At 72.9% G+C, this 13,148-nt stretch carries 7 protein-coding genes and 1 pseudogene; 3 read left to right on the top strand and 5 right to left on the bottom strand.

Annotation, left to right across the window (positions count from 1 at the left end; all coding sequences use genetic code 11):
- Nucleotides 1–45 precede the first annotated feature (45 nt).
- Nucleotides 46–744: a hypothetical protein gene (locus HD593_RS43295; protein ID WP_185108440.1), complete on the top strand. Its 699-nt coding sequence runs from the start codon at nucleotides 46–48 to the stop codon at nucleotides 742–744.
- A 29-nt stretch (nucleotides 745–773) separates the two neighbouring features.
- Here HD593_RS43295 and HD593_RS43290 read toward each other — a convergent pair whose 3' ends face one another.
- Genes HD593_RS43290 through HD593_RS43270 form a run of 5 tightly spaced genes read right to left on the bottom strand, consistent with a single transcriptional unit; the run spans nucleotide 774 to nucleotide 9,316 of the window.
- Nucleotides 774–2,228 carry a glycoside hydrolase family 28 protein gene (locus HD593_RS43290; RefSeq protein WP_185108438.1) on the bottom strand — a complete coding sequence of 485 codons (1,455 nt, stop codon included), beginning with the start codon at nucleotides 2,226–2,228 and terminating at the stop codon, nucleotides 774–776.
- Between the two features lie 29 nt (nucleotides 2,229–2,257).
- Nucleotides 2,258–3,250, bottom strand: a complete 993-nt coding sequence (locus HD593_RS43285) for a glycoside hydrolase family protein (protein ID WP_185108436.1) — start codon at nucleotides 3,248–3,250, stop codon at nucleotides 2,258–2,260.
- On the bottom strand, nucleotides 3,247–5,790 hold the full coding sequence (locus HD593_RS43280) for a family 78 glycoside hydrolase catalytic domain (protein WP_185108434.1): 2,544 nt from the start codon (nucleotides 5,788–5,790) through the stop codon (nucleotides 3,247–3,249). Before HD593_RS43280 ends, HD593_RS43285 begins: the two co-directional genes overlap by 4 nt.
- Nucleotides 5,784–7,289, bottom strand: coding sequence for an alpha-L-fucosidase (locus HD593_RS43275; protein WP_185108432.1), 1,506 nt, complete (start codon nucleotides 7,287–7,289; stop codon nucleotides 5,784–5,786). Before HD593_RS43275 ends, HD593_RS43280 begins: the two co-directional genes overlap by 7 nt.
- A complete protein-coding gene (locus tag HD593_RS43270) occupies nucleotides 7,286–9,316 on the bottom strand; it encodes a beta-galactosidase (RefSeq protein WP_221525285.1) in 2,031 nt (676 codons plus the stop codon). Before HD593_RS43270 ends, HD593_RS43275 begins: the two co-directional genes overlap by 4 nt.
- A gap of 146 nt (nucleotides 9,317–9,462) precedes the next feature.
- Between HD593_RS43270 and HD593_RS43265 the strand changes: the two genes are divergently transcribed.
- Entirely contained in the window at nucleotides 9,463–12,519 is a 3,057-nt protein-coding gene (locus HD593_RS43265; RefSeq protein ID WP_185108430.1) for a glycoside hydrolase family 2 TIM barrel-domain containing protein, read from the top strand.
- 400 nt (nucleotides 12,520–12,919) lie between these two features.
- Nucleotides 12,920–13,084: pseudogene (locus HD593_RS65410) on the top strand (DapH/DapD/GlmU-related protein); the annotation flags it as partial.
- Between the last annotated feature and the right edge of the window lie 64 nt (nucleotides 13,085–13,148).

The following is a 13,148-nucleotide window of genomic DNA, read 5'->3' as shown; positions in this document are numbered from 1 at the left end:
AATCACCGATGAGCCGGTCGGGCGCCGCAAGGCATCGTGGCAGGTATGAACCCCGCGAACCGCCTGGCCCAGATCTCCTTCACCGCCGGACCGGCCGCCCTGCTGGCCGGCTGGTTCCTGATGCGCCCCATCCACGGCGGCCTCGAACCGGGCCCCTGGTGGACGGCCGCGCACCTGGCCTGGCTGGCGGCCTTCGCGATGTTCGGCCTGATGACCCTGGCCATGCGCGGCCTGGCCATGCGTGACCCGTCGCGTCCGGTGACGGGCGGCCGGCGGGTGGCCGTGGAGTCGGTGACGGTCCTGGCGCTGTTCGGGGTGGCGGCCAACCTCGCCCAGCTCGCCATCGACCTCTACACCGGGTTCGCCGCGGCGGACGGCGAGGCCCTGCGCGGCCTGCTGGACGACGTCAAGGGCTATCCCGGGGTCGAGCCGGTCGTCTACGGCCCGGGGGCGCAGCTCTTCTACGCCGCGGTGCTCGCGCACGCCGTCGTCCTGGCCGTGCTGCGCCGGGTCACGCCCGTCAGCGCCGCCGTCACCGCGGGGGGCGTGGTGCTGCTGGCGGTGGCCACGTTCGAGGCGGGCAGGAACTCGGCCCTGGTCGCGCTGGGCATGGCGGTGCTGTGGCTGGGCACGCTGCTGCTGGGCAGGGGCAGGCCCGCCGGCGTGGGCACGGACACGCCGGCACCCGGCTCCCGGGGGCAGGGCGCGACGACCTCGCGGACGTCCACGCAACTCCTGAGGTAACCGTGCCGCGGCCGTCCGGCTGGCGGGAGCTACACGCGCCGCCCGTTCACCCACACGTTGCGCAGCCCGAAGCCGCTCACGTCGGTCACCACGTCGGCCTCGGCCATCTCCTCGAACACGCTGTTGCGCACCGTCACGCCCTTGATCGGGTTGCCCGGGTTGCCGATCAGGTAGAACGCCCTGGGCGCCTTGCCCGCCCGCAGGCCCCGGATGTCGATCGTGCCGACGTCGGGGAAGTACGGGCCGGTGTGCTTGTTCTCGTAGTTGAGCGCCACCTCCACCACCGAGTCGGCGGCCTGTCCCACCGTGATGTCCCTGAAGTACAGGTCCCTGACGTAGCCGCCGCGCTCCGGGTTCGTCTTGACGCGGATCGCCCGTTCCAGGCGGGCGCTGCTCATCGTGCAGTTCCACGCGAACACCCAGCGCACCCCGCCGGTCGTCTCGCTGCCGACCGTCACGCCGCCGTTGCCGTCGCGCATCACGCACGAGTCGACCAGCACGTTCATGGACGGCTCGTTCACCCGGCGGCCGTCGGCGTTCTTGCCAGCTTTGATCGCCACGCAGTCGTCGCCGGTGTTGAACTCGCACCGCTCGATCAGCACGTCCTCGCACGACTCCGGGTCGCAGCCGTCGTTGTTGGGGCCGCGCGGGCTGTCCACGGTGACCTCGCGGATCGTGACGTTGGTGCACAGGACCGGGTGGATGTTCCACATGGGGGAGTCCCTGACCGTCACGCCCTCGATGAGCACGTTGCGGCAGCGGTAGAGCTGGATGAGGTTCGGCCGCAGGTAGTGGCCCTCGCCGAAGACCCGCTCCGCCACCGGCACGCCGGCCTCGGCCTGCTGCGCCAGCAGCTTCTTGTCGGGGCCCTCCGACGGCGCGGGGTCGCTCGACCAGTCCCACCAGTGGGTGGCGTCGGCCTGGCCGTCGATCACGCCGGCGCCGGTGATCGCCACGTTGGTGCGGCCGTGGGCGTAGATGAACGGGGAGTAGTTCATCAGCTCGATGCCCTCGTACCGGGTGAACACCACCGGCAGGTAGTCGGCCGGGTCGCGGCTGAAGCGGATCGTCGCGCCCGCCTCCAGGTGCAGCTCGACGTTGTCGGCCAGGTGGATCGCGCCGGTCAGCCAGGTGCCCGCGGGCACCAGCACGCGCCCGCCGCCCGCCGCCGCGCACGCCTCGACGGCCCGCCTGAACGCCTCGGTGCACGTGGCCGTCCCGTCGCCTGCGGCCCCGTGGTCGGTGATCGGGAAGGTGCGGGCGGGGAAGCGGGGCGGCCGGATGCGCCGCCGGATGGCGGGCACCCGCGCCCACGCCGCGGCGGCCCGATCCGCGGAGCTCACGTGTGCCCCGGCGGCCTGGACCGCCTGCGTTCCGGCCGACTGCGCCTGGGCGGCCGCCGGGGCGGTCACCAGGGCGCCGCCGACGCCGGCCGCCGCCAGGGCCAGGAAGCGCCTGCGCGAGTGCGGGGGTGATGGCTGCATCGATGTCCTCCGTTGCGTGGGTTGGGGGGTCATGACCGGGCCACGGAGATGCCGCGCCGCTCGGCCATCGGGTGCTCGCCGACCCGGTACGGCTCGGCCCGCCGCACCGCCGTGTAGAAGTGGTGCAGGTGGCCGTCGCGGGTGACGACGGCCGGTTTGTGCGCGTACGTGTCGTCGGCGGAGCCGGGCGGGCCCACGTCGACGAGGATCTCGTCGCTCTTCTCCCACGTCCGCAGGTCGCGCGAGACCGCGTAACCCTCGCGGGCGTGCCCGTCGAAGGAGAGCCCGAAGTAGAACATCACCCACCAGCCGCCGTCGCGCAGCACGCACGGGTCGGAGGCGAAGCGCTCGTCGAACGCGCCGAGCCCGCCGTTCGGCACGACCGGGGTGGCGCGCGGGCGCTCCCAGCGTTCGAGGTCGGGGGAGACGGCGTAGCCGATCTGCTCGCGCCAGCCGTCGTAGGTGCGGTTCTTGGCGTTGTAGAAGCAGTAGTAGAGGCCGTCGTGGCGCAGCAGCCACGACTTGTACAGGCCGCCGCGCTCCCACTCGCCGCCGTCCTGCGGGCGCAGCACCGAGCCGGTGTCCTTCCAGGTACGCAGGTCGCCGCTGGCGCAGAACCCGATGATCGCCGCGCCCGTCTCCATGCCGGGCTCGGGGTAGGCGTGGTACGTGCCGATCGCCTGCCCGTCCAGCCAGGTCACCTGGCCGTCCGAGTCCAGGCGGTTGTCGCGCACGATCGAGGTGAGTGCGGCGTTGTAGCGGCGGTACGGGTGATCAGGGTCGCGCGGGAAGATCAGCTCGCCGGGGCTCCAGGTCTCCAGGTCGGCCGATCGGCTCAGCGCGGTCTGGTACCCGGTGCCGTCGAAGCCGACGTACGTCATCAGGTACTCGCCGGCGTCGGAGCAGACGAACGGGCAGTCCACGAAGAGGCCGTCGAATCGGCCCGGCTCGCCGGACGGGCCGATCAGCAGGCGGCCCGCCTTGTGCGGCGTCCTGATCCGCACCGGATCGTAGCCGCTCACTTCGAGGCTCCGAACGTCCAGTGCCCCGCCCCCACCTGCCAGGCACGCTCCCCGGCCGCGACCGCTCCCTCCGGCGCCGCGTGCCGGGTCAGGCCCAGGTCCGGCAGCCGCACCTCGGCCGACGAGCCCGGCGGCACCTCCACCTCCAGCGCGAACTCCCCGCCCGACCGCTGCCACGCCACGCCGACCTGCCCGTACGGCGTCCGCGTGGCCGCCCGTACCGACTCCAGGTCGCCCGGAGCGGCGGGCGCGACGAGCAGCCGCCGGAAGCCCCGAGAGCCGGGGGCCTGGCCGATGCCGCCGAGACCCCGGTAGAACCAGGCGTCGATGGCGCCGAGCATGTAGTGGTTCTGCGACAGGCCGCGCGTCGGCCCGTCCCACGCCTCGGTGAGTGCGGTGGCGCCGTGCCGCACCTGGTAGCCGTAGCTCGGATGGCTGGTCGAGGTGGCGAACCCCCACAGCGCCTCGTGCCGGCCCGCCCTGGTCAGCACCTGGTAGAGGGCGGGCAGCGCGATCTCCCCGACCGTGATGGCGCCCTCCCGCACGTCCCTGCTCAGCCGGTCCAGCGCGGCCGGCACCAGCTCGTCCGGGACCACGCCCATGTCCAGCGCGAAGACCTGCGACGCCTGCCCGCCGAAGCCGCCGTCCGCCTGGCGGAACGCGCCGGTGAACGCGGCCGAGATCGACTCCGTCAGCGCCCGGTGGCGCTTGGCGTCGTCGTCGCGGCCGAGCACGCCGGCGACCTTCGCCATCGTGGCCGCCGCCCGCCAGTAGCCCCACGTGGACACCAGCGGCACCGGCGTCGAGTGGTCCAGGCCGAACCAGTCGCCGAGCCCGTGCCCGAGCAGGCCGTCCTCGGCCTTGCCCGTCAGGTAGTCCAGGTAGCGGCCCATCGCGTCGTAGTGCCGCTCCATGGCCGTGGTGTCGCCGTACCAGCGGTAGATCTGCCACGGCATGCGGATCAGCGCGCCGCCCCAGTTCGGGTCGTCCCTGAACGCGCCGTCGAACACCACGTACTCGGGCGCCGTGTCGGGGACGAGCCCGTCCCCGGTCTGCGCCTCCGCGATGCCGGTCAGCAGCTCGCGGCAGTAGGCGGCCACGTCGTAGTTGTAGGCGACGACGTCGAACAGCAGGTGGGCCTGCTCCAGCCAGCCCAGCTTCTCCCGGTGCGGGCAGTCGGTCAGGACGCTGTACATGTTGCCGCGCACCGCGCGGTCGATGATCCGGTGGATGTCGTTCAGCAGCGGGTCGGAGGTCTCGAACCGGCCGATGTGCTCGTTGTCCGCGCGCAGCACCAGCGCCGTCACGGCCTCGGCGCCGACGTGCTCCGGCAGGCCCTGCGCCTCGACGTAGCGGAAGCCGTCGTAGCGGAAGGCGGGGTGCCAGGTCTGCGGGCCGTCCTTGGTGACGTACGTGTTGAAGATCGGCGCGCCGGTCGTGGGCTTCGACTGCACCACGCGGCCGAACGCGTCGAGCTGGTCACCGGGCAGCAGCCGCAGGTAGTGCCCCGCCGGGAGGTCGAGCCGCAGCCCGGCCCAGCCGGCCGTGACCGCGCCGACGTCGAACACGGCCGTGCCGTCGGTGGCGACCAGCTTCCGCGCCGCGGGCAGCTCCTCGGTGACCCTGATCGGCGGGCAGGCCCGCGACCGCAACATCCCGGTCCCCTCCGGCCGTACGGTCACCGGCCGCCAGCCGGAGCGGTCCGTGCCGGGGACGTCCCAGCCGGGGATCTCCAGGCGGGCGTCGTGGTCCTCACCGCCGTACCAGTGCGAGCGTGTCGTCGGCCCCTCGGTGGCCAGCCAGTCGGCACCCGTGCGGAACCGGCCGGTCGTCCCGTCGGCGTACCGCACTTCGAGCTGCGCGATCGCCCGGGGGGCCGCCTTGGAGCCGAAGAACTTCATGTAGCGGTCCTGGTGCGGGAACACGTGCGCGATGCCGGGGCCGAGCGCCAGGCCGATCGCGTTGCGGCCCTCGCGCAGCAGCGCCGTCACGTCGTGCGTGGCGTACACCACCCGCTTGGTGAAGTCCGAGTACGGCGGCTCCAGCACGGCGTCCGTCACCGGGGAGCCGTTGACCGACGCCACGTAGACGCCCAGGCCGGAGACGTACAGCCGGGCGCTGCGTACGGGCGCGGCCAGGGTGAACTCGCCTGCCAGCAGCGGCAGCGGGCGCCCCTCGCCGACGCGGGGGTCGTCGTGCTCGTCGTACCAGTCCGGGTGGGTGATCCAGGCGGCGCTCCAGTCGCCGGCCGAGAGCAGCCCCAGCTCGAAGCGCGCCTCCTCGCTCCAGCCGGACCAGCGGCCGTCCGCGTCGCGCACCCGCACCCGCCAGCGCGCGGCGGTCCTGCTCGTCAGGGGCTCGCCGCCGTAGATCACCCGCTGGTCGGCCGACTCGACCTCGCCGCTGTCCCACAGCCCGTCCACGCGTACGTGGTAGGCGGTCTGCGCGGTGACGCCCGCGAGCTGCCAGCTCAGGGCGGGACGGGTGGTCTCGAGCCCGAGGGGATCGGTCAGGTCGCAGGTACGCAGGTTCTTCACCATGAGGCTCCCGTGATCTTGAGCATGTGAGCGGCCCTGGTCGGCGGCCGAGGCGGCAGGTCCGCGTGCAGCGCCAGGCCGGTCTGCCGCCACGCGACGGGGCCGTGGCCGAGCAGCTCGACGGCCGCCGGTGGGCGCTTGAGCAGCCCGGCGGTGGCGCCCAGGCTGGTGATCGTCGCCGTCCGGTCCTCCGGCCAGGCCAGGAGGGTGGCGTAGAGGGTGTCGCCGCGCCGGGTGAAGCGCACGTCGGCGGCGCGGTAGGCGCGGTCGGCCTCGTTGTACCCCTCGTACCCCTTGACGTCGCCGAGCCCGGTCGAGCCCTCCGCCGCGCGCAGCCACGGCGTGGTGCCGTACACGCCCTCGCCGCAGACCCGCAGCCAGGCGCCCACCTCGGCCAGCAGCTCGCGGGCGCGGGCGTCCACCGTGCCGTCGGCGTGCTGCGGGATGTTCAGCAGCAGGCAGCCGTTCTTGCTGACCACGTCGATCAGCGTGTGCACGACCTGCTGCGCGGTCTTGCGGGGGTGGAACATCGGGTCGTCGTCGGAGCAGTCGAACCACTCGCCGTCGCTCGTGTCGAACTGCCAGGGGTACGGCTGGGCCTCGTCGAGCTGGCGGCGCTCGCAGTCCAGCAGGACGGCCGTGCGGTCCGCGTCCGGCACGTCCTTGAGCGTGACCAGGCCGCCGCTCCGGCAGGTGTTGTAGTAGTGGGCGAGCAGGTCCAGGCCCGCCGTGCTGACCGGCTGCGACTCGACCACGCTGCCCGCGCCGAAGGGCAGGCGGCCGTCGTCGAGGTAGACCAGGTCGGGCCGGTAGCGGTCGAGCGCCTCGCGGACGCGGGCGTAGAACCGCTCCGCCTCGCGGGCCGGCGGCTTCGTGCCCGGCTCGTGGCGCTCCGGGTAGAGCTCGGCGGGGTCGAGGCCCTCCCACCACGTACCGGCTCCGTCGGCCCTGGTCAGGGCGCCGTCGTAGGGCTCGCCGGTCTCCGGGTCGCGGCCGTGGGCCACGTCCAGCCAGCGCCAGGTCCAGTTGTGGTGGAAGCTGAGCCCGAACGGCAGGCCGGCCGTGCGGGCCGCCCGCTCCCAGGCCGCCACGATGTCGCGGCCCGGGCCGACCCTGGCGGCGTTCCAGCCGTGCTGCTCGGAGTTCCACAGGTCGAAGTTGTCGCAGTGGGTGGCCAGGGCGACGAAGTAGCGGGCGCCGCTGCTCACGTACAGGTCCATGAGCTCGTCCGGGTCGAAGCGCTCGGCCCGCCACTGCCGGAACAGGTCCTTGGCGCCGCCCTGGAAGTGGGCGCGGTGGTGGGCGTGCTGGCGGCCGGCGCGCTTGCGCTCCCAGGGCTCGGACCAGGGCTGCATGCCGTAGAGGTGGCGGGCGTACCAGTCGCCTGAACGGGCCACGGACTGCGGGCCCCAGTGCGACCAGATGCCGAACTTCGCCTCGCCGAACCACTGGGGGATGCGGTGGGTACGCAGGGACTCCCAGGTGGGCTTGAACTGGGTCATTTCACCACTCGTACGTCGAAGGGAGCCAGGCGCAGCGGGCCCGGCGGTAACGGTTGGCGGCGGCCGGTGACCTCGGTCGCCCGGGCGGTCAGGGTCACCGTGCTCTCACGGTCGGACCAGTTGTGGGCGAACCACAGGCGCTCGCCGCGCGCGTTGACCGCCGAGTGCAGGGTGACCTGCGGTGACTCCGCCGTCACCAGGCCCGCGGGCCGCTGCCGGCGGAACAGCTCGGCCGTCAGCTCGCGGCCGGGAAGGGTGCCCACGTAGGTCACCGTGCCGGCGCCCACGCGGTGGCGGGTGATCGCGGGCCAGCGGCCGAAGTGGTGGTGGTCGTAGCGGGCCAGCGGCTCGGCTCCTTCGAGCTCCAGCCCGTCGGCCCAGTGCCGGGCGACGTCCCGCTTCCCGAGCCCGTGGAGGGGCACCGGCTCCAGCAGCGTCGAGTATTCGAGGTAACGCACCCCGGCCAGGGCGCGCAGCGGGCCGGGCGCGACCTCGGCCCGCGCCCTGGCCTCCTCGTCCGCGTAACCGGTGCGGAAGGTCATCACCAGGTGCCCGCCGCCGCGCACGTAGTCCTCCAGCTCCAGCGCCGGCTCGTCCGCCAGGCAGTAGAGCGCGGGCGCCACGAGCACGGGCAAACGTTTGACCTGTGACACGAACGCCACCTGCAGCCCGGCGTCCACCGCGCCCCGGTAGAACGTGGCCAGAACCCGCTCGTAGGAGTCCCGGTCGGGGTTGCGGCCGTCGAGGGTGAGCGGCGGCTGGAAGGTCAGCGCCCACTTGCTCTCGTGCGAGTACAGGAACCCGGCGTCGGCGTCCGGCGTGAGGCCCGTGACGTCCCCGGCCGCCCGTTCCAGCTCCGCGCCGAGCGCCGCCACCTCGTCGTAGACGCGGCCCGGCCGCATGGCGTGCCCGAGGATCCCGCCCCAGTACGTCTCCGCGCCGTAGGGCAGCGTGTGCCAGTGCCAGTACGAGATCATCTCCGCGCCCCGCGCCACCAGCGCCCACGCCGCCTGGCGGAGCTGCCCGTCGTAGGGCGGCAGGTTGAGCTGGGACCCGGCGATGGAGCCGGCGTTGGTCTCCGTCACCCAGAACCGCTGCCGCCTGGAGGCGTACATGCGGTCGGCCGTCTGGAGCAGCCCGGCCGGGTCGGTGGCGAACCAGGTGATCTCCACCGGCGAGTCGCGGGCCAGCGCGTCCTGCGGCAGGTAGTACGCGTTCCCGCTGGTGACCGTCAGGTGCTTCGACAGCTCGGCGTCGTGCAACGCCGGGCGCTGGTAGGCCAGGCACGTGGTCAGCTCGCGGTCCTCCGGGACCAGCTCGCGCACGAGGGCCGCCTGCCAGGCGATGAACTCGGTGGTCAGCTCGGCCTGGAAGCGCCGCCAGGCCAGGTCGTAGGAGGGCGTCGTGTTGCCGTCCGGGCGCCACAGCTCGTCCCAGCAGGTGAGGCGGTGCGACCAGTACGCCAGCCCCCACTCGTCGTTCAGCCTGCCGACGTCGCCGTACCGCTCCGCCAGCCAGGATTTGAACCGCTCGAACACCGGCTCGTTGTGGATGAGGTGCAGGCCGGGCTCGTTGTCGAGCTGGATCCCGAGCACGGCGGGGTGGCCGCCGTGGTGGCCGGCGACCTGGCGGATGACGCGTTCTGCGTACTGGAGGAAGGTGGGGGAGGTGAAGTCCACCTCCTGGCGCGCGCCCCAGGGGATCCGGTGGCCGCCGGCGCGTACGACGGCCAGCTCGGGGTGCTTGCGCTGCAACCACGGCGGGACGGCGTACGTCGGGGTGCCGAGCAGGACCTTCATGCCGCGCTCGTGGGCGCCGTCCAGGACGGGGGTCAGCCAGCCGAGGTCGAACTCGCCGTCGCGGGGCTCCCACGTGGACCAGACGGACTCGCCGACCCGGATGGTGTCGATCCTGGCCCGCGCCATGAGGTCGAGGTCGCGTTCGAGGTCGGGGGACTGCTGGTATTCCCAGTAGTAGGCGGTGCCGAAGCGGATGCCGGTGCTGCTCGTCGGGGGTGATGGCGTCATGAAGTCCCCAGCGAATCTTAAAACGATTTACCAGATGATATATTTATTCACGGCCGGATGTCAATGCCTGTGAGATCTGGTCTAGGGGCGATAACGCTTATAGGGTTAAAACGTTTTGTCGCACCTCGGCGGAGGGACGCTCTGTGATGGTGGAGTTCCATGAGGACCCCGGGCCGGGCTCAGGGCGGCGGGCGCCGCGCGCGGACTTCGTCTCCGACGCGCCCCGGCTGTCGCTCAACGGGCGGTGGCGCTTCCGGCTCTCCGGCACCGCCGCCGGCACCGGCCCCTCGATCTCCGACCCCGGCCTCGACGACACCGGCTGGGACCCGATCAGGGTGCCGTCGCACTGGGTGCTGGAAGGGCACGACCAGCCCCTCTACACCAACACCGCCTACCCGTTCCCCATCGACCCGCCGTACCTGCCGGACCTGAACCCGACCGGCGACTACCGGCTGCGCTTCGACCTCCCGCCCGGCTGGCCGGACGGCCGCGCGGTGCTGCGCTTCCAGGGCGTCGACTCCTGCGGCACCGTCTGGCTGAACGGCGAGCTGCTCGGGCACTCCAAGGGGAGCAGGCTGCCGTTCGAGTTCGACGTCACCGGGGTGGTCCGGCCGCGCGGCAACGTCCTCGCCGTACGCGTGCAGCGCTGGTCGTCGGGCAGCTACCTCGAAGACCAGGACATGTGGTGGCTGCCCGGCATCTTCCGCGACGTGGAGCTCCTGTCGCGGCCCGAGGGCGGCATCGACGACTTCACCGTACGCGCCTCCTACGCCTCCGGCTCGGGCACCCTCCTGGTCACCGCCGACGCCCCCGGCCTGGTGGAGGTGCCGGAGCTGGGCCTGGCCGTCGCCACCGGACAGGAGGTCACGATCGCCCGGGTGGAGCCGTGGAGCGCCGAACACCCCCGCCTCTACCACGGCACCCTCACCGCCGCCGGGGAGACGATCGAGCTGGCCATCGGCTTCAGAACCGTCGAGATCTCCGGCGGGCGGCTGCTGATCAACGGGGCGCCGGTGCTGTTCCGCGGCGTCAACCGGCACGAGCACGACCCCGACAGGGGCCGCTCGCTCGACCGCGAGACCATGATCCGCGACATCGAGCTGATGAAGCGGCACAACGTCAACGCCGTCCGCACCGCCCACTACCCGCCGCACCCCGAGTTCCTGCGGCTGTGCGACGAGTACGGGCTGTGGGTGGTGGACGAGTGCGACATCGAGACCCACGGCTTCATCTACTCCGGCTGGGAGGGCAACCCGCCCGCCGAGCCCATGTGGCGCGAGGCCCTGCTCGACCGTACCCGCCGCATGGTCGAGCGGGACAAGAACCATCCCAGCGTCGTCATCTGGTCCCTCGGCAACGAGAGCGGCAGCGGCCCCGCGTTCGCCGACCTCGAGACCTGGATCCGCGAGCGCGACCCCACCCGGCCGCTGCACTACGAGCGCGACCCGAGCTACCGGCACTCCGACTTCTACAGCCTCATGTATCCGTCGCTGGACGACCTCGAACGCATCGGGCGGCGCAAGGAGGAGACCCCCTCGGGGGTCGAGCCCGGGTCGGACGATGACGTCCGGCGGCGGGGGCTGCCGTTCCTGCTGTGCGAGTACGCGCACGCGATGGGGAACGGGCCCGGGTCGCTCGTGGAGTACCAGGCGATTCTGGAGTCGTACGAGCGGTTCTGCGGGGGGTTCGTGTGGGAGTGGATCGATCACGGGCTGGCGGGGGTGGACGCGTTCGGGCGCCGGTACTACCGGCACGGCGGTGACATCGACCACCAGCCGAACGGGGGGCGGTACTGCCTGGACGGGCTGCTGTTCCCCGACCGCACGCCGTCGCCCGGGCTGGGCGAGCTGCGCAAGGCCATCGAGCCGGTGTCGATCTCGGTGGAGGGCCGGGAGGTCGTGGTCGTCAACAAGCACGACGCGGTGTCGCTGGCGCACCTGGGCTTCCGGTGGCGGGTGAAGGTGGACGGCATCCGCCGGGCGGCTGGGACGCTGGAGGTGCCGGACTGTCCGGCGCGGTCGGAGGTACGCGTGCCCCTGCCCGACGCGGTCACCGCCATGCTGCCCGAGCCACACCCGGCGGCGCCGGCCGGTGGGGAGCGGCAGCCGGTCGAAGCGTCCGGGGAGGTGTGGCTGACCATCGAGGCGGTGCTCGCCGAGGACACGCGCTGGGCTCCGGCCGGTCACGTGATCGCCTGGGGTCAGGCCAGGCTCGACTCGGCCACCTCCCACAGCCCCGTCTCCCACAGCCCCGCCTCCCACAGCCCCGTCTCCCATGGCCCCGTCTCCCACAGCCCCGCCTCCCACCGGCCGCGGCCCGCCGATGAGGGTGGCCGGGCGGGGGAGGTGCGGGTGCGGGTCGGCGAGGCGGCGTTCGACGGCAGGACCGGACGCCTGACCAGCCTCGGCGGGCTCGAACTGGACGGCCCCGTGCTCGACGTCTGGCGCGCCCCCACCGAGAACGACCGGGGCCAGGGCCCGAGGAACGCCCTGGCGGCGGACTGGGAGGCCGTCGGCCTGGACCGCTTCCTGCACCGCTTCCTGCACCGCGCAGACGGCCTCGACCGCCCCGACGACCACACCCTCGTCGTACGCGGCCGCAGCGGCCCCGCCACCCGCACCCTCGGCTTCCGCACCACCTACACCTACCGCTGGCAGGACGGCACGCTCCACCTCCTCGTCGAGGCCGACCCCGTGGGCGACTGGGACGACACCGCCTACGGCCACCTCACCGTCACCCCGCCCCGCATGGGCACCCGATGGTCGCTCCCCGGCGGCTACACCGACGTCACCTGGTTCGGCCGGGGCCCGGGGGAGTCGTACGCCGACAGCCGCGCCGCCGCCCGCGTCGGCAGGTACGCCAGGTCCATCGACGCGCTCCAGACCCCGTACCCCGTTCCCCAGGAGAACGGCAACCACGTCGAGACCCGCTGGCTGGAGCTGTCGGGCCCCGGGCTGCCGACCCTGCGCGTGGACGGCGAGCCGCACCTGGACTTCACCGCCCGCCGCTGGACGAGCGAGGCCCTGCAGGCCGCCCGCCGCCCGCACGACCTGACCGACTCGGGGCGCGTGTGGCTGAACCTCGACCACGGCCAGCAGGGCCTCGGCAGCGCCTCCTGCGGCCCCGCGCTGCCCGGGCGGTACCGCCTGGAGGTCCGCCGCTACTCCTGGTCCATGACGCTGACCGTGGTGAGAGGAAGCTGATCGCATGACAGAACCGTCCAAGTTCGACTTCTGCCCCTGGCTGTTCTGGGACCACGCGACCGAGGAGGACCGCCGCGCCCAGGAACTTCACCAGGCCGGGCTCCGGGAACGGATCGGGCTCGACGCGTCGGGGAAGGTGTTCATCTCGCCGCTCGCGGCCGTGCACACCGACCGGCTGCGCATGGGGGACTTCTGCTACCTCGCCGCCCACGCGTACGTCACGGACGACGTCTCGATGGGGGAGGACTGCACCGTCAACCCGTACGCGGTGGTGCGGGGGCGGATCGAGCTGGGGGACGCGGTGCGGATCGGGGCGCACACGTCCCTGCTGGGCTTCAACCACGGCACCGCCCCCGACCGGCCCGTCTTCCGCCAGCCGATCACCTCGAAGGGCATCCGCGTCGGTGACGACGTGTGGATCGGCTCGAACGTCGTCGTGCTCGACGGCGTGACGATCGGCGACCACGCGATCATCGGGGCGGGCTCGGTCGTCACCAAGGACGTCCCCGCCTGGGCCATGGTGGCAGGCAACCCGGCCCGCCCCCTCCGCGACCGCCGCACCCCCCGCCCCACCCCGACCGAGGCCCTTCCTCCGGCGGGCGGGGATCTGGAGGGGAGGCTGGTGGCGT

It is taken from the genome of Nonomuraea rubra (assembly GCF_014207985.1).
Lineage (GTDB): Bacteria > Actinomycetota > Actinomycetes > Streptosporangiales > Streptosporangiaceae > Nonomuraea > Nonomuraea rubra.
This window is presented reverse-complemented; position numbering and strand designations above follow the sequence as displayed.